Below are 24,641 nucleotides of genomic sequence, written 5' to 3' on the forward strand. Positions count from 1 at the left end.
CATCGAGATAGTGTGACGACGGGCGCAGCGCTCAATCTTCGTCGGACGGTCGCAATCGAATTCGGAACGTGCCGTTCAGGCCGCAATGGCGGATCCCCTCGGCCGATAGGTTGCGGGAATAGCAGCTTCCTTGAAGAGCTTGGTGGCGGCTGTTTCTGAGGGGGGAATCGTCTCTCGCTCGGAGACTAGAAAACCGTAGGCGGCAATGCACAATGTTGCGTGGTGGTGGAAGCCACGCCAGCTTCGTCCCTCGAAGTGACCAAGGCCAACCTCCTGTTTGAGTTCGTGGTAGTCGCGCTCGATGCGCCAGCGCAGCTTGGCAATATCGACCAGCTGACGAAATCCAATGTTGGCCGCAAGCGTTGAAAACCAATATTTGGTTGGTGCTGCCTCGCCCTCTGGCCACTCGATCAGCAGCCATTCCTCGGGCCGGCTTTCGGCGAGCCAGTAATCTCGATGTGCCGGACGGACGCGCACACGGGCAAACCGCGAAGACAACGGTTCTGCCGTACCCTCACGCCACGTGATCTTGTGCCAAGCATGCGCTGGCAGACCGATCGCAAGCTTCTTGACCGAAATCGGTCGGTGTTTGCTGTCATGCCGTAGCAGTTTCGGAGGTCGTCCGTTCCCCGACCATGCCTTCGGCGGCCTCGGTCCGGTTCCGGGCGCCCATACCGAGGTTTGTGGCAAGATGCCGGCCACGTAGCTCAGGCCCAGTTCGGTAATACTCCCACGCAGAGCGGTGTCGGTGCCGTAGCCGGCGTCCATCAGGACCACGCCGCGTGGCAAGCCCACCGCACAGGCCCAGCGCAAATGATCAAGTGCAATTGCCGGCTTGGTCTTGAAGGTGATTTCCTTGGGGACTCCGGCTTTGCGCCGACGTGTACGGTCCGTCACCCACTCTCCTTTGGGAGATAGAGCCGATAGGCCACCGGCAAGCTCGCATGATGGTTCGCAAGCGAAAGAGATACGGCCACCTGACAATTGTCTTGCTTGCCCAACTGGCCGCAATATTGCGGCGCAACGCCGATCGAATGCCGCCCCTTCTTGGGAAAGCCCGTATCATCAATGATCCACGCTTCGATCGGCCCGCAGCGTTCGATGCCCGGCAGCACCAACTCACGGACCTTGGCCAACACTTGCTGGTCCGACCAGTCACCTTGACCGACAAAATGCAACAACGACTGATGTTGCGCTGCTGTCCGCTCAGGTGCCGTGATCGCCGCCATCGGCTCGACGCTCTTGCGATCGCAAGGCATCATCAGCCCGGTACAGTAGTCGCGCAGCGGTTTGGCGCGTCCCGCATGGCCGATCACACTCGCAAGGCCCTCAATATATGCCGAAAACCGCGACGCTACGTCTCCCGATTTTGTCAGACTCATCTCAGCCCCCGCATGCCGAAAAGTGAGTCTTCTCAAATATATGATTCCTGTCGACAAGGGCCGCGACACTCTGACTCAGTAAGACTAGGCGCACGCTGAGCCTGCCGGTTTTATGCCTTCGAGCATTGCGGCGTGGTGGCTGGACATCACGGCGCTGGCGAAGTCGCTCGGCGCCGGCAAAGTGCCATCGCGCGATAATAGCTAGGCGCGATGTCTACGTGAATGCCTACGGCACGCCGAATACGGCCATGACCATGCTCAGGTACCTTCTGGGGCGTCGGCGAGGCATGCATCGCGATCGAGGTGATCAACGTCCTCTATGACAATAGAATTCCGCCGAGATCGGCACCTGTGTGCTCGACCGACTGGGTCAAGGAGGTCCGGACATGAGTCTGATGATCGGGGCGAGCTCCAATACTTCGGCCAGTATTGCTAACGGTGCTGCGGCCGGTGGTCGGCAAGCGCTCTCCGGCTTCGTAGGAGCGCTGCTCCCGCGCGACTACGATGTGCCGGTGACTTCACCGAATACAACCTAAACTATCCGGTCTGGAGCCGCCACGGATCTGCACGCGCGATTATGTCGATTCCTTTCATCGATGCACTCAACCAGTCATCTCGCACGCGGCGTTACCTCCGTCGTGAAGGCTTTCGTGAAGAGCGAAGTCGGCTGAAGGCATAAGGGGCGGAGCCTGCGCTGGGACAGGCGACCATACTAGGCAGTGTGAACACTTGTCGCATCCATAGGACGATGGCAGCGAGCGTAACGACGGCTCGGTAGTTTCGGGCGGTTTTGTCGAAGCGGGTGGCGAGGCGCCGGAACTGTTTGAGTTCTGAGAGGCAGCATTCGACGACATGGCGCTGGGCATAGAAGATGTTTGTCGAGCGTATATTTGAGGGCGCAGGAGGGATTGTTGGGGATGACTGCCCTTGGCTGCGATGGCCCGGCGCAAGTGATCCGCGTTATAGCTGTATCGGCCATGACCACCTCGGCGGGCAGTCCCTCGATTAATGCGGCTTGCGGTGCATCGCCCTTCTGGCCTGAGGTGAGCGTGAAGCGCACGGGACATCCCAAACCTCGAACGGCCATGTGCATCTTGGTGCTCAAGCCGACGCGTGAGCGTCCGATCGCTTGATCATCAGACCCTCTCTTTTTTGCCCCGGCGGCGTGCTGATGCGCCCGGACGATGGTCGAATCGACGATCAGATATTCGAAGTCTGGATCATCGGACATCGCCTCGAAGATCTGCCACCAAACTCCCTTGATGCTCCATCGGCTGAAGCGCCGGAACACGCTGTTCCATTCCCCGAATGCCTCCCGAGGATCACGCCAGGGAGAGCCTGTACGCGCGATCAAAGGCACCCCCTTCACGAACATCCGGTTGTCGCGCCCGGTTCAGCCCTTCTGGTCTGGCCGACCTATGATCAACCGCGCCATCCGCTCCCGCGCCGCGTCGCGCAACACCGACCGATCCATCACACCCAAGGCGGCCTTTCAAAAGAAGCCTTTAATCTGATTTGCTTTCAAAAGAGAATCCTTAGACTCCACACCGCCCAGGTCGTGCGTTTCCACAGGAGGAACACGGCGCACTTGTTAAGAATAAGAACCATTGTCTTCGACAGGCTTTCCGCGGCCGTTTTCCTGCTGTTCATCATAACCGTGCCGCGATCGCGACCAGGTCCCGGAGCGCGAACGGGACATGGTGGTCATATCGCGTTGACGGTTGAGGACCAGTAGAAGCGCCCGAGCTATCATGCGACCACCTCGAAAATTTTCAGACAGAATACGACCGACAAAGAATTCATCATCTAACGACGGCAGGCGACTATCGCCGCGCGCGCTTCGCGATGGCGAGCATTTCGTCTCCAGCCGGTACTAGATGAAACCGCCCTGCTCGGGGCGATCCACCCCTGTCGTCACCGACGGAGCCAATCCAGGCTGCAAAGCCGATTCCGTGGAGCTTCCTGGCGGTTTGTTTAGTACTCTAGTTGTGCCTTGCTTCCTGCAAGGCGCGCTCTTCCTGATGCCTCTGCTGGTCCTCAGCAGCTTCGTCATTACCGCGCGGCACGCCAGACATGCTGATCGCCGCGCTGATGTCGCAACAACGATTCACTATGTCCGGTATTTGACAAATTACAATGGCTGTTCAGTTAAAGACGCGGACCGCTGTTTGCGATGTACAAACTCGTCCAAGGCGAATCAGAAGCTTAGCGCATGCCAGCGATCTTGGCATGGCCGTTGCTATAAGACCAGCAACACTGATTAAGGCGCGATTACACCTAGACGCTCAAAGAAGCGATGAACTCCTTCTCTTGTAAACGGTGCGCCCCGTGTTTGAGAGAGAAGCGAGCTCGCTCACGAAGTTGTTCAATGCTTGGCAATGGAGAGCACCATGGTGCTGCGTATGGGGTCACTCGCTCCTCCGATCAAAGTGGAGAACTGGCTACGCGGCCAGCCCCTCACGAGCTTCCAACTCGGAAACGTGTACGTCATCGAATTTTGGGCAACTTGGTCCATGCCATGTATGGCGACGATGTCTCATCTGATACAGATGCAAGAGAAACACAAAGACGCCGGACTTCAGGTTATCGGAGTCATGGCCCATGTGCGCGCTCGAACGGCGGACGAGGCCCAAACGAAGTTGGACGCATGGTTGACCAAAAATTTCCCGAATCTAAACTTTCTGATTGCGCTCGACTATACGGGCGAAATATCCAACCAATGGATGGAACCCGGCTCTTCTTGCCGAATTCCTACCTCCTTCGTCGTCGACCAAGAAGGCCACATTGTCTATATCGGTGATGCGATCGAACTCGATGACGTTCTAGCGAAGGTTCTCAATGGCACCCGGCGCTCCAGCGATGATGCTAAGGCCGCTGATACGGAGTTTCTCCGCGATAAGCCGTTGGTGGCGGATCTGGACGGATCCTTGCTGCTGACGGATGTGTTATTTGAGTCTTTTTTGAATGTCTTTCCTCGTGGGCTCCACGCGAATTTTGCAGCCGCCCGGGCTTTGATTAACGGCAAGGCAGCCGTAAAGCATCACCTTGCCCAGGCGTCCGAACTGGACTATACAACGCTCCCCTACAACACCTGCGTTATGGACCTCGTCCATGCTGCTAGAGCGCAGGGCAGAAAGACTTACCTAGCTACGGCAGCCAACGCAAAGCATGCAAAAGCCATCGTAGATCACTTGGCCATCTTCGATGGTTGGTTTGCTTCTGACGCAAATACGAACTTGTCGGGACCCGCTAAGGCCGAGATCCTTATAGCTGCGTTCGGTAAGAACGGATTTGACTACATCGGCAACTGTTCCTCAGATTTTCCAGTGTGGGAGATCGCCGATGTAGCGTACGGCGTCAACCTCTCCAATTCGGTAAAGAGCCGGCTCGTCGCGCTCAAAGGGAACTACGTCGCGCTAGATGTCGGCAGGTCGGTCTGGCTCAAGGCCCTTCGCGTCCATCACTATGTCAAAAATCTCCTTGTCTTCTTGCCATTGGCGACCTCGCATCAATTTTCGTTGGCTACCATCATCAATGATCTGATCGCCTTCCTAGCTTTTTGCGCTTGCGCATCAGCGGTCTACATTCTCAACGATCTAGTAGATCTTCAGTCGGACCGAGAACACTCTAGTAAGCGCGCGCGTCCCTTTGCAAGTGGCCTCCTACAAATTCAGACCGGATTGCTTTTGGTTCCGACGTTGCTCCTGCTTTCTTTAATGCTGGCAATCACAATCTCGCCGGAGTTCGTCGGCGTACTGGTTGGCTATTTTTTGCTAACAAGCGCTTATTCTGTCTATTTGAAGCGCAAGATGCTCGTGGACGTCATTGTGCTGGCAATGCTTTACACGATACGCATTGTCGCGGGTGGTGTGGCAGCTGAAGTTCTAATTTCGCAGTGGCTCTTCATCTTCTCTATGTTCGTCTTCACGTCGCTCGCGCTAATCAAGCGCCACGTTGAATTGACGACGAGGCTCGACCGCGGCCTCCCGGATCGTCCAGACCGTGACTACCGGATTGGCGACCTTGATGTCGTTGCCGCTCTAGCTGCTGCAGCTGGCTTGAACGCGATCACAATCTTTGCACTTTATGTTACATCGCCCGATGTGCAGTTACTCTATCGACACCCGAAGTCACTATGGCTCATCTGTCCGATTCTTCTCTATTGGATAGGCAGGGCGCTCATGATGGCGCACCGGCGCCTAATGGACGACGACCCTGTCGTCTATGCATTGAGGGACCGTACCAGCGCAATAGCCATCGTTTCGATGATTGCCATAGTCATCATAGCCATTTGATGCATCCAAGATTTCGAGGCGCCAAATTCTGTTTGTAGCGAACTGAGCGAACCGTGAGGGCGATTTCGGTTTGCGTCGATAACCTATCATCGAGACCGAAAATGATCCATCCACAGCTGATGCTACCCGACGTGACGGCCAGGGCGATCCGGTGGGCGCCCGCCGTAATGCTGGGCTACGGAGACGCTACGAATCGGCACTCGCCCAGGCGATCTCGCTTGGTCACTCGTCCGGGTGTACGCCGAAGGTGCGTTTAGCCTGCGTTGGAAAGGATAGAGCCACCTTCAGCCGTTGGAGTGGACTTTGCAGCACGCTCGATGTGTTTTCTATTTGGCCGAGCTCGATACTCATCATCCCCCAGGAGCTGGTGTTATCTGGCAAAGGATGCCAGGCAGTCACGAGGACCTTTGAAGCAGACGAGTGATCGCCCGTTCTTCCGTAAAGTGAAGGACGATCGACGTGACCGAAAAACCAAGGTCGCACCTTGCATGACGAATTGGAATTTGAGGGGCGGAGCCCATGACTCAAACCGAAAAAACTGTTCTCATCCTGGGCGGCACGTCGGACGTTTCCAAGGCAACAGCGCTTGCCTTCGCCGGCAATCGCTGGACAGTGCGGCTCGCGGGACGCTCGCTGCCTGAACTACAGCGTCAGGCCGACGACATTTCGGCTCGCACGGGTAGTCAAGTCACAATCCACCAATTTGACGTACTCGACTCCGGGTCATTCGTGGCCTTTGTCGACGCGCTGCCCGATCTTCCGGACGTCGTCATGTCAGCGATAGGCCTTCTTGGAGAGCAACCTCGCGCTCAGATTGACCCTGATTATGCTCGAGAGATTATGCGAACAAACTATGAGGGCCCGTCGCTCATCCTCGGCCTCTTTGCCGAACGATTTGTCGTACGCGGACACGGGTCCATTGTCGGAATCTCATCTGTTGCAGGAACCCGGGGGCGAGGCTCCAACTATGTTTACGGCTCCGCAAAAGCGGGGCTGACAGCATTTCTCTCTGGTTTACGAAATCGCATGGCGATCAGCGGCAGCTGCATTCATGTGATGACGGTCAAGCCCGGCTTCATACGAACCAGAATGACCAACAATATGAGACTGCCACCGATCCTCACCGCCATCCCTAACGAGTTGGGGGAAGCTATACTGAAAGGCCTCGACCGACGCCAAGACGTGATCTACGTTCGATCCATATGGTTCTTTGTGATGCTGATCATCCGGCTGATGCCAGAGCAGATTTTCAAGCGACTTGACTTGTAGCAAATGCAACGGCGGTCAGTCGACCGCCAGGACGAAAGCCGCTCAAGGCCCCTCTAGCGAGGTGGTCAATGCGCGTCATTGGTCGCGGGGCGCTGACGCTCTGAACGGTGGATTTGCCCGGCTGCGAAACGATGGCGACGGATACTGGTGCGAACTGACCTGCCACTGAATTTTCATCCGGCAGCGGTTAGAGTCTCGGGGCTTTGTACGCCAAGTGGCGCGGGTGGAGCAACGGACGATCGGCGGAGCTGGTCGGGGTTGCGCAGCCGATCGTCCGTTGCGGTGAGGTGGGCGGCATAGGCCGCGGGGGTCAGGTATTTCAGCGACGAGTGAGGCCGCCGGATATTGTAGTCGGCGACCCAGTTGGCGATCTTGGCGCGGGCGTCATCCAGATCGAAGAACAGGGTCTCGTTGAGCAGTTCATCGCGCATCCGGCCATTAAAACTCTCGATGAAGCCGTTCTGCATCGGCTTTCCCGGCGCGATAAAGTGCCAATCGACGACCGTGTCCTTGCTCCAGGCGAGCATGGCATTGCAGGTGAACTCGGTGCCATGGTCAGACACGATCCCTGGCTTGCCGCGTCGCTCGACGATTGCCGTCAATTCACGGGCGACGCGCCGTCCTGAGATCGACGTCTCCGGAATGGCGCCCAGGCATTCCTTAGTGACGTCGTCGACGATGTTGAGAATGCGGAAGCGCCGGCCGTTGGCGAACTGGTCGTGGACGAAGTCCAGCGACCAGCGCGCGTTGGGCCTCGCCTCGATCAGGATCGGGGCACGGGTCCCCACAGCTTTGCGGCGAGCCCGCGGCTTGCGGACGGTGAGCCCTTCCTCGCGATAAAGCCGGTAGATCCGATTGATCCCCGAGGGCTCTCCCTCCCGTCGCAGTAGGACGAATAGCCGGCGGTAGCCGAACCGCCGCCGCTCGTTGGCGAGGTCGCGCAACCGGCCGCGCAGAGCCGCGTCCGCAGGTCGGCTGGAGTGATAACGGATCATCTTCCGATCCGCGCCGACGATCGAGCAGGCCCGCCGTTCCGACAGGCTCATGACGGCCTGTAGATGCGCGACCGCAGCGCGCTTGGCGGCGGGCCCTACCATTTTTTTGAAAGAAGCTCGCGAAAGGGCGGCCGCGTCGAGCATCTGCTCCGCCAGAAGCTTCTTCAGCTTCGCGTTCTCCTCTTCCAGCGCCTTTAGCCGCTTGGCCTCAGAGACATCCATGCCGCCGAATTTGGCCTTCCAACTATAGATCGTCGCCTCGGAGATCCCATGCTTGCGAGCCAGGTCAGCCGTCTTCGCCCCAGCCTCATGCTCCTTCAATACCGCGATAATCTGCTCTTCCGTGAACCTTGCTCGCTTCATCTGTCCGTCCTTCTTCGGGCCGGACTCTAACTCCTTCTGGAGGAAATACTCAGTGGCAGGTCAATCCGAAGACGCCTCACTCGGCGTTCGACGATCGTCGCGCGTATCCGGATGCAAAGCCTCGTGAGAGTGTCGAGGCTCGCTTTTACGTGTACTTCGAGTAAGCGACTGAGGGAGTCTGCATTTCAATCGTTTGTTGAATTCAGAGGAGGCGAGCAGGGCTAAGCCACAACAGTCAATTGCGCGTCTTCTGCGCTTGGTCTTGTTGATGGAAAAGCGCAGCCTTGAGCTGCAGCTCCGCGAATTCAGCCCATATAAACTGCACGCAGCCGCACGCTGGCGCTCTATAAAGTGGCTTCACAGCGATTATGCGGAGGGGCAGCGAAACAAGGGACTGGTCCGACGCCAGTCGGCGATCCAGCCGACTCAATCTAACGGCCGAAAACGGCTCCCTGTTCGTGGGGTGATCGATGAGTGATACGGGCATCGGCATAGGCTCAGGTCCCCTGAATGAAAGCGAGCTGCAGTCCGTCAACGAGACAATGTGCAATCCGAAGCAGCTGAAGGGAGTTCCGAGCGTTGCTTCTGTGCGTGTTTGGGACGCGCGGCTCGGTGTAATCGACCCTAACCGACTCATGCTCATTGGTAAGCGGCAAGGAAACCCCGTCTGGCGGAGTGGTAAGCGATCGGCTATCGGCTGCTGAGTTTGTGAGCCGATGTGAGCTTCTATGTCTGCGCCTAGTTCTGGAACTAGAACCTTCCATATGATCGAAGCGGTCGCCGACTGGAGCAACTGTTGTACGGGGGGCCGGGTCGCCGCAAGGTGGCCGAGCCTGACTGGTCCGTTATTGCCCGCGAGCTCAAGCGCAAGCATGTGACCTTGCAGGTGCTGTGGGATGAGTACATTGCAGAGCATCCGGACGGGTACCGGTACAGCCGTTTTTGTGACAACGGTTTCATGAATGAGAGCTTGAAGATGTATTGCGAACAGGCTGGTATCTTCTTCACGCGCTGTCGCCCTTATCGCAAGAACGATCAGGCCTTTGTCGAGCAGAAGAACGGCGCGGTGGTCCGACGAATGGTCGGCTACCATCGATTCGAGGGCTTGGGCTCGAAGCGGCTGCTTTGCTGGCTCAGCTTTACCGTTCGGCTGGCTTGTTCGTGAACTTTTTCCAGTCGTCGTCCAAATTGATCCGAAAGGAGCGCGAGGGAGCGCGTGTCCACAAAAAGTAAAGCGCCCCCACGACCCCACATCAGCGGCTTATTGCCGAAGCAAGAACACCTGATGCCTCCGCGCTTGCGTCAACGAAATCTATGCCGGCCTGAATCCGGTCGCCTTACTGGGCGACATCCGAGCCATGCAGGAGCAGTTGGCCCAAGCGAGAGCGACGACGCCCCGATCCACTCGTCAAGGTATCCGAGCAAAGTACTCCGAACTCTTTCAACGTCGTCTCAAATTGTGGCGCAGCGAGCAAGCGAGCGCACTGTTGCTTGGCTCCGGGGAAATCGCGGCACAAACCGACGTGATCGTCACATCACCGGAAAAGCCCCAGCTGCTCGACGGAGCAGCGGTGGTATGAAGTAGACCGGTGATCGACCGTGCTCAAGGCTGGGCGTGACGCGCCATCGTCTTCGGCGGCAGGGGGCCTTGACCACGTCCGGTCATCGGTCTGTTGGCTTTGCAAGCGCTCGGTCGAGGACCGAGCGCGACATCGGCGCTCGCAATGCCGACCAGTTGTGCGACCGGCCTCCTTCGCTCACCTGGCTGGGGAGCAACAACTGGAGAAAGGGAGCACGTTTCTGGCCACCAATGTCACTGCGCCGCAGCTCACGACAAGCAACTTAATCGTGCGGCTATTCCGGCTCTGCAGCCGGCCTCCGGAGAAGAACCGAGTGACTTAACTTTTCCTGGCCGCCCGTCGAGCTGGACGCTGTAAGAACTCGCTCGGCTCGACCTGAAGCACTGTTGAGAGCTTCACCAGAATCTCCAGGCCGACCCAGGTCGCTCCTTTCTCCAGCTTGCTGACGTAGGTGCGATTGATGTCGGCTTCATATGCAAGCGTCTCCTGCGAGAAGCCACGTTCCCGCCGAATCCTCCGCAAGTTCATCGCAACAACCTGGCGCCAGTCCATGCGCCAAACTGAGCGAGTTGTTGCTTATTGACCCACCGCTTTAAATCGACAAAATGGTCCGCGGGAGAGAGGTAACTATGAACGCACGACGCTTTCAGGCAGACATTTTCAAGTCAGCTGCACCCTTGTTCGATGCATGTTCCTCTCATTTCTGTCACCTGGAGTTCGCAATTGAGAACAGAGTTCTGCCCCGATAGGTGGGCCGCGCCGCCAAAACATCTACCAGCGAGCATGCCAAACCGCTCGCTTCTATCCCGTCTGCTACCAAGAAGGGATGCCGATGCATGCTGGACGGCAAGCCCGCGGATCGCGCTCCGAGCGATATGGACTGCGATATGCGCTCTGGCGAAAGGCGGAGTGAACAAATTGAAGCGAACGGCGAGGGGCGCAGGGTCAGAATATCCGATGCCTGTCATTAATCAACGTTGGCAGGAAATATTCCTGCAGCCCGCGACAATCGGTTGGTACCAAGATGCCATGAATACGGCTACCATGCTTAGATATATAGAGGTTTTTTCGGTTTGTTAGGAGTTCTCAGTGCCGCCCGATTCCAAGATCGCAGACTTGGCGCCCAGTACGCCCGAGCTTACGCCATACGACGAGCAGCAGGCCGTGACCTATATGCGCCTTCTCGATGCCGGAGCCGATCATGCGGATTGGCGCGAAGTCGCGCGCATTGTGCTTGGTGTAGATCCGACCCTCGAGCCGGATCGCGCGCGGCGTGCTTTCGACAGTCATCTGGCTCGCGCCAAATGGGTGGCGCGTCATGGATATCGCGATCTCCTTCGCCGCGGTTAGCCGAAGAGTGAACAGTGAGTGCGTTTAGAACGGACACCCCCTTCTCTCCAATCGCAAAAGTAGATCACTCCATCGCGCAAGTGCATCCACACTGAATGGGAGCATGAGCGCAACCAGAAATCGTCACATTTGTCGGGCTGCAATTCCGTCGCGTAGCGTGACAAACGTACGGGGAAAGCAGTGATGATGGTAGGTGCTGACTGGAGATCGGCGGAAGCATATCCTGACGCCAGGAAAGCAGAAAGTGTGGACATAGCCTGGGAGTGGTTACGCCGCGATCGTGAGTACCAAAGAGACTATCAGCTCCTGGTCAGCGGGGAAGAATCGAGCGCGATGGCGGAGCAGTTCCGACGGAAGTGGGGGCTGACGTTTCGTCGCCGATCCGCAAAGGACGTTCGACGAGCAAGCCATTTTCTGGGCGCCTGAGGCGCTGTCGACCGTGCTACCCGTCCGCGCGGCGATCGGTTTGGCGACCTCCAAAGGCAACGATCTGGATATCGCCAAACCGGCGGGCAGCGAGCTTCGTCACGCGCCCGACGGATGGCACGCTATCGTGCCGCTTGGGGAAGCGCAGCATCGCCTTTGGCTAAGAGAGCTTCCATCAAGCGGCTCATTGGTGGCCGTCGACCTGCCGCTTGACGGCGATTTCGACGTTCGTTTGCGGGCAGCACATCGATTTTGGCTGGCCCTCGAAGGGCGTTCCATCGGACCGTCGCCTCTTGCCCCTTCGATCCCGGCCCGGCATCGGCACATCCTCGCTATGCGAGCGGCCGATGGATGGCTGGAAGGAAACGGCTATCGCAAAATCGCGCAAGGTCTGTTTGGCGAGCATCGCATTCCCGATCGAGGCTGGAAAACACACGATCTACGCAGTCGGACCATTCGCTCGGTCCAGATGGGACTGCGTCTCATCCGGGGCGGCTATCGCGCGTTGCTACGTCACAAGGGCAAAGACAAGGACTACGATTCCTGAGTTCTTGGCCAATCCTGGCCGCACTGAAGCCTTCGCCGTGTTGGCTGCGGGGACAGTATCGGGCAAGCCGCTATGGCCGGGTTTTACCAGTTCGGCGGCCGAGCAGGGCAAGGCGCGGGACGGGGACACTAGGAGGTTTCTCGTTTGCGCCCAATTCGTTAGTGGGCGCGCAGGATAGGATAGGGTAGGGTAGGTAGGGTAGGGTGAATATCAGGTCGGCGTGCGCAACCTCGATAACAATGGCCGTAGGCGTCAAGCTCTCTTTTCCATCGATGATCGACCAGGTTGCCCGAGCACATTCGGCCAGAGATTCCGCCAAGCCGCTTCTCTCATCAAGCGGAGCTATCGCGTCTGCATTCGGATCCAATGATTGAATTCTGATATAACCTGATGCGATATCAGGCCGCTTCCGGAATTGCGGCCTTTTTACAGAGCCGAGCGACCCATCGACAAAAAGCACGAGCGACTTCGGGATTGTCACTGCGGTCGACCGCATAGGCCCGATATTGCATGCCACTGGGAGTGCGCGATCCTGGTATCACGTGCAGAACGCCCTCGCGCACGAGATCGCTGACTATGATTTCAGGTGCCACCAATAGGCATTTTCCGGTTATGACTGCCGGCAGAGCAAGGTAATTGTGATCGTATCGCGCCCCCGACTTTATATCTTTTGCGGCCAGGTTCATTGCCCTTAGCCAGGTGGGCAGTATGTCGGGCCGGGATGTGATGTTCAGAATTGGCATTGAACGAACAATTGAGAGCGCTTTTCCGGCCACGTGGTTCGGAGAGCCCACGCATACGAGCGTCTCACTGTAGATTTCCCAGTCGTCAGCCGGCTCCATGACGGAAAGATCCCGCGTAATCAGGATGTCGAAATTGTCGGAGGACGTCGGCGGAGACAATGAACTGATCACGTCCACGATTACGCCACCCATCTCGGTTGAAAACGCCTGCAGATTCGGAATCAAAAAGGAGTAAGCGAAGGTGGAAAGCGACGTGCGGACGACAATCCGATTGGCGTCCGGTCGATTCCGGCGCCGCATTCTCTTAGCGGTAAAGCACACCGTATCGAGCGGTTCAGCAACGGTGTTTACGAAAAGCCTTCCGAATTCCGTCAATTCGCTCCGCCGACCTCTCCGTTCCACGAGGTCTGCACCGAAGTAGTCCTGTAACACAGCCAGATAGCGGCTGACCGAGCTCTGTGTTGTTCCCAATGCGATAGCCGCTCGCGTTACGCTTCCTTCCCGCGCAATGGTCACGAACGCCCGGATGGCATTGAGCGGCACCTCATCGTGGTCAGCAGCCATCCTATGCTCCGGTGTTTTATGTCTGCTGGTGACCACGGCAGGCCATTGCCAAAACAATGCTCCATCATATTATTCGATGTGTATAGCCGGATTAATGCTTATCGATAGTGTCTCGCGCGAAAAGTCCCGCTTTCTTTGTGCGATTCGTACGGTTGAGCTTCCTTCAATTGCCGTCGGCGGCAGAGGTACATTTTCAAGCGCACGAGAGCGTGGTGGCGCGATCATTGTTCTGCAGTTGACAGCTGGCGCGCGCGTCGCGACTGTCCCGAGGACAAGGCCGCTTAATCAAATTGTCCCAACAGCGCCAGGATGGCTCCTAAGCCGAGCTCGGGCGCTGAGTATCATTTCGAGATCTAGCCGGGGAGGGAGCTGCCAAAGGCCGCGTTCAGCGAAGGAAGCGAGCTTCGGCCGCCTTAACTTCATGCATCTTCTGAAGCCTGAAGATCTCCTCCACTGGCAAAATGTCCTTGTGCACCTTTTGAACCCCGCCATCGGCAATGATTCGGCGGAACATCTCCTGCATCGCCGTTGCGGCAGCGCGGATGCCGTAGTTGCCGTAGATCATCATGCGGACATTACGCAGCGTCTTGACCCGCTCGGCGTCGAGATCCGGGTAGGCATTCGGAACGATCACCAGCGGCACTCCCGTCCAGGCGCGCGAAAAGCTTTCGATTTCAGAAGGATCTTTCTTTTTCGAGTGGATCAGGATCAGGTCGGCGCCAGCCTCCACATAGGCTTGCGCCCGATCCAAGGCTTCCGCTTCGCCGAGGCCGGCGATCAAAGCTTCCGTGCGGGCGATGACGAGAAAATCCGGGTCCCGTCGTGTCGTGATGGCAGCTTCGATCTTGCCCTGGAACTCCTCGATGCGCGTCAGTTCCTGACGCCCTTCGGCAACAAGGCTTGTTACCTTTGGAAAGGTCTTGTCCTCAATGACGACCGCGCTGGCGCCGGCCTGTTCGTATTCGGTGATGGCATGGATGACATTGATGGCATTGCCGTAGCCCGTATCAATGTCGGCGACGATTGGCAGTGTTGTGCGTCCAGCGATCGCCCGCAGCATCTCCAGATGCTGTGTCATCGAGATCAGGCTCATGTCAGGCAGGCCATAAAGCGCCGATAGCTCGAAGCCGGAGGCCCACAGACCATCAAACCCGGCTTCTTCTGCGAGGATCGCTGAAAGTGGGCTATGGGCAGCCATGATGTGGACGAGGCCGGTCTCGGCCATGCGGGCGCGGAGGCGTTTGGCGGGGGACATCGGGAGATCCTTCAGGACAGGGCAGCGCAAGCGGCGATGATGCGGTCGCAGGCGTGGGTGAGGTCCTCGAGCGACGAGGCATAGGAGATGCGGATATAGGGCGAGGCCATGAAGCCGCTGCCGGGCACGACGGCCACGCCGAAACCGTCGAGCAGGTACATGGCGAAATCGGTGTCGGTTTCGATCACCTCGCCGTTCGGCGTGCGCTTGCCGATGACACCTGCGCAGGAGGGGAAAACATAGAAAGCACCGTCCGGAATGCGGCACGAAAGCCCCTTGGCTTGATTCAGCTTTGCAACAACGAGGTCGCGGCGCTGCAGAAAGGCGTTCGCGAATTGTTCGATATGATTTCGGTCGCCAGACAGCGCTTCGACGGCGGCATGTTGCGAAATCGAACTGGTGTGCGAGGAGGTCTGGCCCTGGATAAGATTCATGGCCTTGATCAGAGCCAAAGGCCCCGCGCCATAACCGACGCGCCATCCAGTCATTGCATCCGCTTTGGACACGCCATTGACCGTCAGCGTGCGCTGGTAGAGATCCGGCGCGACGGCAGCCATGGTAGCGAAGTCAACGTTATAAGTGAGCTTCTCATAAATGTCGTCGGAAAGCACATGGACATGGGTATAGCGGCGCAACACCGCAGCGAGCGCGAGTAGTTCGCTTCGGCTGTAGACCGAGCCGGTCGGATTGCACGGCGAGTTCAGCATCAGCCACTTCGTGCGTGGTGTGATCGCAGCCTCCAACGCATCGGGGCGTAGCTTAAACCCATTCAATTCATCACAGGCAACAAGAACTGGATTGCCGCCAGCGAGTGAGACCATGTCGGGGTAGGAGACCCAGCACGGCGTTGGGATCACCACCTCGTCGGTCGGATCGAGGCTGGCGAACAGCGCGTTGAATACGACTTGCTTGGCGCCACAGCCGACGGTGATCTGGTCGATGCCGTAATCGAGCCCGTGATCGGTACAGAAGCTGTTGCGGATCGCTTCGCGCAGCGGCTTGATACCGGCGACCGCCGTATATTTTGTCCGCCCGTAGAGGATTGCGCGGATGCCGGCCTCGCGAATCGCGGGGGGCGTGTCGAAATCTGGCTCGCCCTGGCTGAGCGTGATCACATCGATGCCCTGATCTCGCAGTTCGGCGGCACGAGCTGTCATGGCCTTGGTTTCAGAGGGACGGACGACATTGAGCCGTTTTGCAAGGAGAGACAAAGTAGAAGACCTGCGAACTAGAAGGAGGACTTGCAAGGACTTCTACTCGCCCTCAAACGGCCTAACCAATCGGGTTATCGCGATTTCAAAAGGAATGATCGAAAGTTTCGATGCTATGCATAGCAGCTCAGCATGCCTTCAAATGCGTTTTCCAGCGGCATATCTCACGGGCGAGATAGGTATTTCGGCTGCGATCGATCGCATAGGCGCAGTACCGTATGCCGCTGGGGACGCGCCTGTTCTACACGGCGAGAGGCCTCCGGCGAGCAGGTTGGAGCGAAGAGTTTGCGGGCGACCAGTAAGCATTTGCCAGTCGTCACCACCGGAAGTGCGAGATAGTGGTGGTTGTAGCGCCCGGCCCAGCACGATAGCGCCGTCCTCGATGTTCGTGGCGCGCAGACGTGTGGGGAGCGCATCAGGCCAGGACGTAACGGTCAGGAGCGGGATGGCTCTAGCGAGGCAAGCCTACGTCCGGCGACCTATTGCGGCGCCCCCACGCACACCAGTTGATCATGATAGATCTCCCAAGGCTCTGAGGAACGGACGGCACAACCCGGCGCATGATCCGCACCTCGAAGCTGTCCGTGGTCCACGGCATGGACAATCAGGTGATGACGTCGATCACGGCACCTCCCTTCTGGGATGAAAATGCCTGAAGGTTTGAACGAGCACGTTTAGGGAAGGGTTGTGAGAGCGGTCCGCCCGACGATGCGGTTCGCTTCCGTCCTGCCGCGCCGACGCATACGTTTCGCGCGATCGTCTCCCTTGCTTCCGCGAAGCGTCGACCGAAATCAGTTCGATTTGCTGCTGCGACCGCGCCGCTTGGTGAGCTTGAGCCGAGATAGGCTTCCAGAACAACGAGTCCGCGAACTCAGGGTAATGCCGAGGCTGTTTACCGCCCGCATCACGCTCTATTCGAGAGCGATCGCCGCGAAGGCACGCCGAACACTTCTTCATCTTGCGACTAATTCGCTCCCCGAAGCCCACAAATTATCGCAGTTGCGCAAGTTCATATCGAATTATTAGATGAATGTCATCCGACCGTGGCAATTCGAGTTTCTATGGTCTCGCACACCGGCGACCACGTTCAAACGTGATAATGGTCTCGTTGCTGTGCTCCGCAAGGGCTTCATCATGATGTGGAAGTAACGACTATGGCATCCGTATTGATTGACAGCATCCGAAAGAATTACGGCCCGACGTCGGTCTTGCGTGGCGTTTCACTGTCGATAGCGGATGGTGAGTTCCTGACGTTGTTGGGTCCATCGGGCTGTGGAAAATCGACCCTGTTGCGTATCCTAGCGGGGCTCGAGATACAGGACGCGGGCTCGGTTTCGATCGGCGAACAGAGAGTGGATGGACTACGGCCGAAGCGGCGAGACGTCGCCATGGTTTTCCAGTCCTACGCGCTCTATCCCCATATGACGGTCGCCTCCAACATGGCGCTACCACTCCGGATGCGCCGGCTCTCGGCCTTCCAGAGGCTTCCTCTACTCGACCGCCTGCTGCCAGGAACGGCGCGGATCGCTGCCGAGATCGACGTCGAAGTGACCCGCACGGCCAAGTCCCTCGACATCGGCCACTTGCTGGCCCGCAAACCGGGGCAGCTCTCCGGTGGCCAGCGCCAGCGCGTGGCGGTCGGCCGCGCGATGGTGCGCCATCCGGCTGTCTTCCTGATGGACGAGCCGCTGTCTAACCTCGATGCCAAGCTACGTGTGCAAATGCGTGCTGAGATCAAGGAGTTGCACCAGCGGCTCGGGGTTACTTTCGTCTATGTCACCCATGATCAGGCCGAGGCCATGACGCTGTCCGACCGCGTCGCGGTGATGCTCGACGGCGAGTTGCTGCAGGTCGCGCCGCCACAGGACATCTATGCCGATCCCAACGACCGGCGCGTCGCCGAATTCATCGGTTCGCCCAAGATCAACATGCTCGACGGTGTGGTGCGCGAGCGCCGCCTGATCGATGTGGCCGGCTCGACGCTCACGATCGATGCCGACGCACTCCCTGGCGCGGCTCTCACCCTTGGCATTCGCCCGGAGGCTTTTCATCTCGCTGACCACGGCGGGCAAAGCGCATTGACTGGTTCGGTGCGCATGATCGAGCATATGGGCTCCGATCTATTCGTCCATCTCGATCTCGCGGGCGTCGATCATCCTTTGATCATCAGGCTCCTCGCCGAGCGGGCGCCTCATATCGCTCCCGGCCAGACCCTGCATATTGGCGTTCGGCCGGACCGCGTGCTTCTCTTCGCTCGTGATGGGCGGCGTTTACGCCGGGAGGTGGAATCCGGCCGGGCATCGGTCACGCCGATCCGGGAGATCGCTCGATGAGCGAGCCTCTTGCTCTTTCCGGCGCCTCCGACGATTCGTCCGCGACCGGTGGCGTTCAAACGTTCCTATCCACACCCGACTCATCGGCGCGCAGGCATGCCTTTACGGAAGCGCTGGCGGCTTGGACGCTGGCCGGCCCGGCAGTCTTCTTTCTGCTCGTTCTGTTCCTTTTGCCGGTGATTGGCGTATTCGCCATCGCACTCACCGACTGGCAATTCGGGGCGCGTTCGCTTTCCTTCGTCGGCCTCGCCAACTTCCGCGAGGTCTTCGCCGACGCGGCTTTCATGTCCTCACTCGTCAACACAGTTTCCTACGTTCTGATCGTTGTGCCAGGCACAGTTGTCCTCGGCCTCTTGATCGCGCTCCTCATCGAGAGCGGGCAGAGCTTGCGCGCCTTCTACCGCGCCATCCACTTCTTGCCCTTCATGTCGACGCTCACGGCCATGGCGATCGCTTGGGAGGCGCTGCTGCATCCCACGATCGGCCTCGTCAACCAGGCGCTCGCCGCCTTCGGCCTGCCGACCGCCAACTGGCTGCGCGACGAGAATACGGCCCTCCCGGTGCTGGCCGTTATCGGCATCTGGCAGAACCTCGGCTATGCCATGGTCTTGTTTCTCGCCGGTCTGAAGGGCATCCCGCAAGATCTTTATGATGCTGCCGATGTCGACGGTGCTGACTATTGCCTGGACCGGCTGCGCACCGTCACGCTGCCCATGCTCGGGCCCGTCTCCATGTTCGTTGTCATCGTTGTGGCGCTGAGAGCGTTCGAGGCTTTCGACATCGTGAAAGTGCTTACTCAAGGCGGGCCCGGCCACGCCTCTGAGGTTCTGCTCTACACGCTATATCGGGAGAGCTTCGAATATCTGCGCACCGGATATGGTGCGGCCGTTGCTGTCGTCTTTCTCGCCATCGTCGTGACGCTTACCCTCATTCAGGCCCGCGTCATGGACAGGAAGGTGCACTACCAATGAGCGCCACCACCTCTACCAACCACTTGTCATCGTCCGCCGCCATTCTTCGACATGCCGTGCTGTTTGCCACCGGAGCGCTCATTCTCGTGCCGTTCGTGTGGATGGTGTCGCTGTCAATTAAGCCGCCGGGCGAGATCTTCCGCGCGTCCTTCTCCCTCTGGCCCGCGCAATTCTACGGCGTTGAGAACTATACCAAGGCGCTGACCGAAGCGCCGTTGCTGCGCTATATGGGCAACGGCCTGATCGTATGCGCTCTGATCCTGGCGCTACAGATTCTCGTCTGCGCCCCTTGCGCCTATGCACTTGCCAAGCTGCGGTTTCTCGGACGCGACCTGCTTTTCGGCATGGTGCTCATCGGCCTGCTGCTGCCGCACCAGGTGCTCTCACTACCTCTCTTCATTCTCGGATATCAGCTCGGCATCCTCAACACCTATGCGGCGCTCATCTTTCCCTACGTCGTCTCGCCATTCGGCATCTTCCTGTTCCGGCAGTTCTTCAAGACTATTCCCGACGATGTGGTGCACGCCGCTCGCCTCGACGGTCTTTCTGAATTGGCCATCGTCTGGCGGATCATGGTGCCGATGGCGCTGCCGGCCGTCATCGCCTTCTCGATTTTCTCGGTGGTCGGGCACTGGAACGATCTGTTCTGGCCGCTGATCGCGGTGCGCGACCAGTCACTGATGCCACCGCCGCTCGGCATCATGACCTTCAAGAACGAAGAGGCCGGTAACGACTACGGCCCCCTCATGGCCGCATCCACGCTCGTCGTGCTGCCTCTCGTTATCACCTTCCTTGCCGCTCAGAAGTGGTTTGTCGAAGGAATGACCGGAGGGGCTGTCAAACAATAGGCCAACAGAAATCGACCGATGCTTCCTTCACGCAGGATCTTACTCTCGACAGCCACGGCTGTAGCGGCAATGCCGATCTTAAAGGCCGTTGCGCACCGAGTAACGATCCGGGTTTCTTATGCTCCGGCCTCTCTGAAAAGTCTGTATGAGGCGCTCGCACGGCGTTTCATGGATACGCACCCAGATATCATGGTCGTTCTTGATACTCCCGCCGCCGACTACGACAACCTCGTTCAACAAACGTTGAGGCAGAGTATAACGAAGCAAATGCCCGACGTTTCTCACCAGGGATTGAACCAGATCCGACCTTTGGCGGATCGTGGAATGGCCGTACCGCTCGATGAATTCATCGCGCGGGATCTTGCCTGGAAGACGATCGGCGTTCTCGACGTCATGACATCTTTGGCGTCATACGGTGGAAAAACCTATGGCTTGCCGTTCGCAATTTCCGTTCCAGTGCTCTTCTACAACGCAGATCTCGTGAAGAAGGTTGGCGGAGACCCCAATAGCTTACCTGCTGACTGGGATGGCGTGATCGAACTTGGCAAGAAGATCGGTGCCTTAGGGGCGGGTATCAGCGGCTTCTACGTCGAATACACGAATAATGGATGGGCGTTCCAAACGCTTGTGGGCAGTTTTGATGGCCGCATGATGAGCGAAAACGAAAGGAAGATCGAGTTTGACGGGTCGGCTGGCCTTAAATCCCTGCAACTATTGCAACGCTTTGAGAGAGAAGGCCAACCTGCGCTCGAAAGAGACCAGGCCCGCCAGGCGTTTCGGGCCGGAACTCTCGGGATCATCTTTACCGCAAGCAGCGCGCTGAGCGGCTACCAGCAATCGGCGGCTGGCAAATTCGACCTGAAAGTCGGGCCGTTCCCAGTCTCTTCGGCAAATGCCAAGCTCCCCGCCGCCGGCAACGGCATCGTCATGCTGACTGATGATCCGGAGAAACAGAAGGCAGCCTGGGAATACATCAAGTTCGCTGTCGGACCGGTCGGTCAAAACGTCATGGTCCACGCCACTGGGTATGCGCCGGTGAACATCGCAGCGATAAACGATCGAGGGGGGCTTGGTAGGTTCTACGAGGAACATCCAGAACACCTCGTCGCTGCTCAGCGCATTCCGATGATGACGGGTTGGTTCTCGTTCCCGGGCCAAAACAACTCAAAGATCATCAAGACCATCGAAGACTACTGCCGCCTTGTTGTCTTGCGGAAGCAGGATCCTGTCACAGCGCTTTCAAACCTCAGAAAAGACGTGGACACTCTATTGCCGCCTGAAAAAATGTGCGGCAAAGCAATGGGAAACCTATGAGCGATGGTCAGCGAGCTTCGACCCGAAGAACGATGGCTCAAAAGTCAGCAATAAAAGAACGTCAAAATGCATTCTGATCTAATAGCTAAACTGACTCAGTGGCGGCATCAACTGCACATGAATCCGGAGTTGTCGACCAAGGAGTATCAGACGGCGGATTTCATTGTCGAGAAGCTGTCTGAGCTTGGTGTGAATCGTATCGAGAGACTCGGTGACACGGGAGTTGTTGGTGCTATTGTGCGTGAGGGCTCCGAGCGGTGCGTTGCACTTCGCGCAGACACGGACGGTCTTCCCATAGAAGAACAGAACGGTTTCTCCCACAAATCGCGGCGGCCGGGCGTCATGCATGCCTGCGGGCATGATGGCCATATCGTTATGCTTCTCGGCGCCGCCGCTTTACTGCTGAAGAGCCCGAAGTGGATGGGTACTGTCCACCTCATTTTTCAGCCCGCGGAAGAGGGCTTCGGTGGAGCGAGAATCTTGGTCAATCACGGCCTCTTCAGGAAGTTCGAAATCCATCGAATTTTTGGTCTGCACAACTGGCCAGGTTTGGACGTTGGCGCAGTTGGGATTCACCGGGGCGCGGTGATGGCGGCCAGTTCGGCCTTGGATATTAGTATTACCGGAAAATCTGGTCACGCCGCCATGCCTCACATGAGCAGCGACCCAAATATGGTGCTGGGTTATCTGGTCGGGGCACTCCAATCAATTGTGTCGCGTGATGTTGACCCACTGGAGTCGGCAGTCGTTTCTGTTTGTATTGTTCAGTCCGGGACGACGCGTAACCAAATTCCAGCGTCTGCAACACTCAGCGGTACTGTCAGAACCTTGTCTCACGAGGTTCTTTCTTTGGTAGAGAAGCGCATCAGGCTGATGGCCAAAGGATTCAGCGTGGCCTTCGAGGTCGAAATCGACTTGGACTTTCGTCCCGGCACTCCTGTGGCTAACTCATTGCAAGAGGCCGAAATTGCAAGCAAAGCCGCGGATGAACTCAGCCTGGCGGTTCGACATGACCTCCCGCCGAGTATGGCTGCCGAGGACTTTGGAGAATATCTTAAATATGTGCCTGGGGCATACATTTGGATTGGATCGGGTCCCGCGAAGAATGGTCACGTGCTTCACAACGCAAGTTATGACTTTAACGATCAAATTATTCCCATCGGCGCGCAGTGGATGGCAAAGGTCGCGACGGCATCGCTAGAGGGGTAAATCGTTGTCAGTTCCGCAGGTATGACTATCGATTGCCGAGAAGCAATCTCCGCTGATGAAGTCTATCTCACCAGCTTATCCGTCTCGCTCCAGGAACAGGCCCTCTCACCGGCGTGGACTGGCCGCCGTTGACAATTTGCTCGAGGCTTCCGCGCCGCAACCGCGCGACCTCCCGCAACCCGCCTCAGTTGTCGTTTACGCCCCCTACAGAACGAAAAGGCGGCATTCTCTATGACGATGTCGCGACCGCGGGCGTCAAGAAGCCCTTCCAGCTTATAAGTTGACAGCCTTGTATGCGTCATTTTCGGGAGCCGCGACAAGATGCCGAGCCTGCTAAAGCTTCCAATAACGCTCCGGAAGAGACTACATCCCAGGCCGCTTACATCTCAGAAAGAAAGATGCCGCTCGGCGGAGCTACGGGCTATCGTCGGCATAATCAGATGGCAGAGACTGGAAAGGAGCCCAGGTGTTCACGATAACAGAGCTATCTCCCTCGATCGGAGCGGATGTCGGAAATATTGATCTCGGCCAAATTGCCGAGTTGAAGGACGCCGTGGTTGTTGCTGCGCTCCGTACCGCGATTCATAGGCACCTTGTGCTTCGCTTTCGTTACCAGCACTTGACGCCCGAACAATTTGTCAGCCTGGCGTCTGCCTTCGGGCAGACCAAAACCCTTAAGCGCACGACAGCGACAACGACTAGGCATTTGGGTGCTCATCCTCAGATCAAGGTTGTTTCGAATGTGTCAAACGATGATGGCCGGCCCATCGGTGACGGTGGTTCCTCAGAGAACTATTGGCATACGGATGGGACCTATCTACCGTGTCCGGTTGAATTGACGTTTCTGTATGGACGGGAGTCGCCCAAGACCAACCCGCCGAAGACCATGTTCATGAACCTTTGCGAAGTCTATGATCGCCTGCCTCGCTGTCTGACGTCATATCTGAGCAAGCTGCGTTGCATCCATTACTCAGAGCATAATTTCGCTGCTGAGTATGCTGAGCAGATCGCGGCGCTCCCCGAAGGAGCCGATCGTCGGCATATTGGGCCTAGCTTTCCGCTGGTGCGCGTAAACCCCAATACCGGGAGGCCATCGCTATATCCCCCGCGCCAACGACAATGTCTTATCGAAGGGCTAACCATCGAAGAAAGTGAGAAGCTCTCGGACCTACTATGGGCCTATATCGAAGGCTACAGCAGCATTTGGGGGGACGTGATTGGCGTCGATGACCTCTTCGTTTTTGATAATAGCTACACGCTTCATCGACGTGAAGCCTTCGGTTCGACCGAAAGACGGATCTTGTGGCATATCATGACGGAGGGAGAGCCACCAATTCCGTACGCGTAGTCGCCTTAGCTTGTAGTCCCTGCAGTTCACATGTGTCGCTGGCGGCGACGGTAAGAAGTGCGGTAGTCCCGATAGTTAGAGGCGGCTGTTCCCGCGACCGAGAGTCCGTGCAGCGCGCGTCCGACGACGACGGCATCAAAGTCCGAGCGCCGTTAGCGGGGACCAGGCGCCGGCCGAGGAGTATAAAATCTTGATGACTGTTCAGCGCCTCGCTTTGCCGTCGTCAGTTTCGATGCGCTGCACTGGACTTGATAGACTCTGCTCTTCGCTCCACCCGAAGTGCCGCCGTCACAACGAAAAGGGCTGTCGTAGACTTTGTTTGAAAGGAGGAGCATTGCTCCGTGCTGGCGTTGTAAGACCCTTGATATTGTCGCCGAGATCGCGACGACCGCCTTTCTGGTGGTCCTCTTTGGTTGTGCGAATCCGAATTTCATTTCTTAGACTATTGGGCTCGAAGAAGATGGATGGGACGAGCGGCAGTGACCTCGTAATCGTCCCTCTATCGATGCAGCGATGCCCGTTTCTCACTGTTGACGCTCGGGCGAAAAGCGTTGCGAACTGCAGTGGCTAAAGTACTGAGAGGCCCTCCAAATCGTTCGGTTATCGTGGGCATGTGCAGTATGACTTTGGAGGACGGC

General features: G+C 57.7%; 17 protein-coding genes and 3 pseudogenes. 13 read left to right on the forward strand and 7 right to left on the reverse strand.

From position 1 onward, the window contains the following. Positions 1 to 75: 75 nt before the first annotated feature. Positions 76 to 1,382: pseudogene (locus ACVW1C_RS29490) on the reverse strand (IS701 family transposase). 386 nt (positions 1,383 to 1,768) lie between these two features. Between ACVW1C_RS29490 and ACVW1C_RS29495 the strand changes: the two are divergent. Next, on the forward strand, positions 1,769 to 1,918 hold the full coding sequence (locus ACVW1C_RS29495; RefSeq protein WP_456761303.1) for a hypothetical protein: 150 nt from the start codon (positions 1,769 to 1,771) through the stop codon (positions 1,916 to 1,918). 196 nt (positions 1,919 to 2,114) lie between these two features. Here ACVW1C_RS29495 and ACVW1C_RS29500 read toward each other — a convergent pair. Further along, positions 2,115 to 2,865 (reverse strand): annotated as a pseudogene (locus ACVW1C_RS29500) (IS5 family transposase); the annotation flags it as partial. Between the two features lie 907 nt (positions 2,866 to 3,772). Here ACVW1C_RS29500 and ACVW1C_RS29505 point away from each other — a divergent pair. Together ACVW1C_RS29505 and ACVW1C_RS29510 are read left to right on the forward strand one after the other, a co-directional pair. Beyond that, entirely contained in the window at positions 3,773 to 5,677 is a 1,905-nt protein-coding gene (locus ACVW1C_RS29505) for a UbiA family prenyltransferase (RefSeq protein ID WP_456761304.1), read from the forward strand. Positions 5,678 to 6,196: 519 nt separating this feature from the next. Continuing rightward, positions 6,197 to 6,946 carry an SDR family oxidoreductase gene (locus tag ACVW1C_RS29510; RefSeq protein WP_456761305.1) on the forward strand — a complete coding sequence of 250 codons (750 nt, stop codon included), beginning with the start codon at positions 6,197 to 6,199 and terminating at the stop codon, positions 6,944 to 6,946. A gap of 173 nt (positions 6,947 to 7,119) precedes the next feature. Here the strand turns inward: ACVW1C_RS29510 and ACVW1C_RS29515 are convergent, their stop codons facing one another. Next, positions 7,120 to 8,304, reverse strand: a complete 1,185-nt coding sequence (locus tag ACVW1C_RS29515; RefSeq protein ID WP_456761306.1) for an IS3 family transposase — start codon at positions 8,302 to 8,304, stop codon at positions 7,120 to 7,122. 946 nt (positions 8,305 to 9,250) lie between these two features. Here ACVW1C_RS29515 and ACVW1C_RS29520 point away from each other — a divergent pair. Further along, positions 9,251 to 9,884 (forward strand): annotated as a pseudogene (locus ACVW1C_RS29520) (ISNCY family transposase); the annotation flags it as partial. A 318-nt stretch (positions 9,885 to 10,202) separates the two neighbouring features. Here the strand turns inward: ACVW1C_RS29520 and ACVW1C_RS29525 are convergent. Further along, positions 10,203 to 10,436, reverse strand: a complete 234-nt coding sequence (locus ACVW1C_RS29525; RefSeq protein WP_456761307.1) for a helix-turn-helix domain-containing protein — start codon at positions 10,434 to 10,436, stop codon at positions 10,203 to 10,205. A 537-nt stretch (positions 10,437 to 10,973) separates the two neighbouring features. On the opposite strand from ACVW1C_RS29525, the gene ACVW1C_RS29530 reads away from it, so the two are divergent. From ACVW1C_RS29530 to ACVW1C_RS29540, 3 genes are all read left to right on the forward strand, one after another. After that, the gene (locus tag ACVW1C_RS29530; RefSeq protein ID WP_456761308.1) at positions 10,974 to 11,234 is read left to right on the forward strand and encodes a DNA -binding domain-containing protein; all 261 of its coding nucleotides are present in this window, start codon (positions 10,974 to 10,976) and stop codon (positions 11,232 to 11,234) included. A gap of 186 nt (positions 11,235 to 11,420) precedes the next feature. Beyond that, positions 11,421 to 11,660 carry a transcriptional regulator domain-containing protein gene (locus ACVW1C_RS29535; RefSeq protein WP_456763209.1) on the forward strand — a complete coding sequence of 80 codons (240 nt, stop codon included), beginning with the start codon at positions 11,421 to 11,423 and terminating at the stop codon, positions 11,658 to 11,660. A gap of 40 nt (positions 11,661 to 11,700) precedes the next feature. Further along, on the forward strand, positions 11,701 to 12,207 hold the full coding sequence (locus ACVW1C_RS29540; RefSeq protein ID WP_456761309.1) for a DUF2285 domain-containing protein: 507 nt from the start codon (positions 11,701 to 11,703) through the stop codon (positions 12,205 to 12,207). A 398-nt stretch (positions 12,208 to 12,605) separates the two neighbouring features. Here the strand turns inward: ACVW1C_RS29540 and ACVW1C_RS29545 are convergent, their stop codons facing one another. The 3 genes from ACVW1C_RS29545 to ACVW1C_RS29555 form a co-directional block, all read right to left on the reverse strand. Further along, the gene (locus tag ACVW1C_RS29545) at positions 12,606 to 13,514 is read right to left on the reverse strand and encodes a LysR family transcriptional regulator (protein WP_456761310.1); all 909 of its coding nucleotides are present in this window, start codon (positions 13,512 to 13,514) and stop codon (positions 12,606 to 12,608) included. 385 nt (positions 13,515 to 13,899) lie between these two features. Then, positions 13,900 to 14,769 (reverse strand): isocitrate lyase/phosphoenolpyruvate mutase family protein, encoded by an 870-nt coding sequence (locus ACVW1C_RS29550; protein ID WP_456761311.1) that lies wholly within the window; start codon positions 14,767 to 14,769, stop codon positions 13,900 to 13,902. A gap of 11 nt (positions 14,770 to 14,780) precedes the next feature. Further along, positions 14,781 to 15,926: a pyridoxal phosphate-dependent aminotransferase gene (locus tag ACVW1C_RS29555; RefSeq protein ID WP_456761312.1), complete on the reverse strand. Its 1,146-nt coding sequence runs from the start codon at positions 15,924 to 15,926 to the stop codon at positions 14,781 to 14,783. 1,208 nt (positions 15,927 to 17,134) lie between these two features. Between ACVW1C_RS29555 and ACVW1C_RS29560 the strand changes: the two genes are divergently transcribed. The 6 genes from ACVW1C_RS29560 (at position 17,135) to ACVW1C_RS29585 (ending at position 24,003) form a co-directional block, all read left to right on the forward strand. Continuing rightward, positions 17,135 to 18,313 (forward strand): ABC transporter ATP-binding protein, encoded by a 1,179-nt coding sequence (locus ACVW1C_RS29560; RefSeq protein ID WP_456761313.1) that lies wholly within the window; start codon positions 17,135 to 17,137, stop codon positions 18,311 to 18,313. Continuing rightward, positions 18,310 to 19,284 carry a carbohydrate ABC transporter permease gene (locus tag ACVW1C_RS29565; protein WP_456761314.1) on the forward strand — a complete coding sequence of 325 codons (975 nt, stop codon included), beginning with the start codon at positions 18,310 to 18,312 and terminating at the stop codon, positions 19,282 to 19,284. Before ACVW1C_RS29560 ends, ACVW1C_RS29565 begins: the two co-directional genes overlap by 4 nt. Then, a complete protein-coding gene (locus ACVW1C_RS29570) occupies positions 19,281 to 20,132 on the forward strand; it encodes a carbohydrate ABC transporter permease (RefSeq protein ID WP_456761315.1) in 852 nt (283 codons plus the stop codon). The genes ACVW1C_RS29565 and ACVW1C_RS29570 overlap by 4 nt, the downstream gene beginning before the upstream one ends. Positions 20,133 to 20,201: 69 nt before the next feature. Further along, positions 20,202 to 21,446 (forward strand): ABC transporter substrate-binding protein, encoded by a 1,245-nt coding sequence (locus ACVW1C_RS29575; protein WP_456761316.1) that lies wholly within the window; start codon positions 20,202 to 20,204, stop codon positions 21,444 to 21,446. Between the two features lie 66 nt (positions 21,447 to 21,512). Next, positions 21,513 to 22,655, forward strand: a complete 1,143-nt coding sequence (locus ACVW1C_RS29580) for an amidohydrolase (RefSeq protein WP_456761317.1) — start codon at positions 21,513 to 21,515, stop codon at positions 22,653 to 22,655. A gap of 466 nt (positions 22,656 to 23,121) precedes the next feature. Further along, on the forward strand, positions 23,122 to 24,003 hold the full coding sequence (locus ACVW1C_RS29585) for a TauD/TfdA dioxygenase family protein (protein WP_456761318.1): 882 nt from the start codon (positions 23,122 to 23,124) through the stop codon (positions 24,001 to 24,003). Positions 24,004 to 24,641: the final 638 nt, after the last annotated feature.

It is taken from the genome of Bradyrhizobium sp. USDA 4011, assembly GCF_054063415.1.

Coding starts and splice junctions, on each gene's coding strand:
- ACVW1C_RS29510 (WP_456761305.1), top strand. CDS start 6,197: ATGACTCAAACCGAAAAAACTGTTCTCATCCTGGGCGGCACGTCGGAC.
- ACVW1C_RS29550 (WP_456761311.1), bottom strand. CDS start 14,769: ATGTCCCCCGCCAAACGCCTCCGCGCCCGCATGGCCGAGACCGGCCTC.
- ACVW1C_RS29570 (WP_456761315.1), top strand. CDS start 19,281: ATGAGCGCCACCACCTCTACCAACCACTTGTCATCGTCCGCCGCCATT.
- ACVW1C_RS29580 (WP_456761317.1), top strand. CDS start 21,513: ATGCATTCTGATCTAATAGCTAAACTGACTCAGTGGCGGCATCAACTG.
- ACVW1C_RS29555 (WP_456761312.1), bottom strand. CDS start 15,926: ATGACAGCTCGTGCCGCCGAACTGCGAGATCAGGGCATCGATGTGATC.
- ACVW1C_RS29515 (WP_456761306.1), bottom strand. CDS start 8,304: ATGAAGCGAGCAAGGTTCACGGAAGAGCAGATTATCGCGGTATTGAAG.
- ACVW1C_RS29535 (WP_456763209.1), top strand. CDS start 11,421: ATGGTAGGTGCTGACTGGAGATCGGCGGAAGCATATCCTGACGCCAGG.
- ACVW1C_RS29495 (WP_456761303.1), top strand. CDS start 1,769: ATGAGTCTGATGATCGGGGCGAGCTCCAATACTTCGGCCAGTATTGCT.
- ACVW1C_RS29560 (WP_456761313.1), top strand. CDS start 17,135: ATGGCATCCGTATTGATTGACAGCATCCGAAAGAATTACGGCCCGACG.
- ACVW1C_RS29505 (WP_456761304.1), top strand. CDS start 3,773: ATGGTGCTGCGTATGGGGTCACTCGCTCCTCCGATCAAAGTGGAGAAC.
- ACVW1C_RS29575 (WP_456761316.1), top strand. CDS start 20,202: ATGCCGATCTTAAAGGCCGTTGCGCACCGAGTAACGATCCGGGTTTCT.
- ACVW1C_RS29565 (WP_456761314.1), top strand. CDS start 18,310: ATGAGCGAGCCTCTTGCTCTTTCCGGCGCCTCCGACGATTCGTCCGCG.
- ACVW1C_RS29525 (WP_456761307.1), bottom strand. CDS start 10,436: ATGGACTGGCGCCAGGTTGTTGCGATGAACTTGCGGAGGATTCGGCGG.
- ACVW1C_RS29545 (WP_456761310.1), bottom strand. CDS start 13,514: ATGGCTGCTGACCACGATGAGGTGCCGCTCAATGCCATCCGGGCGTTC.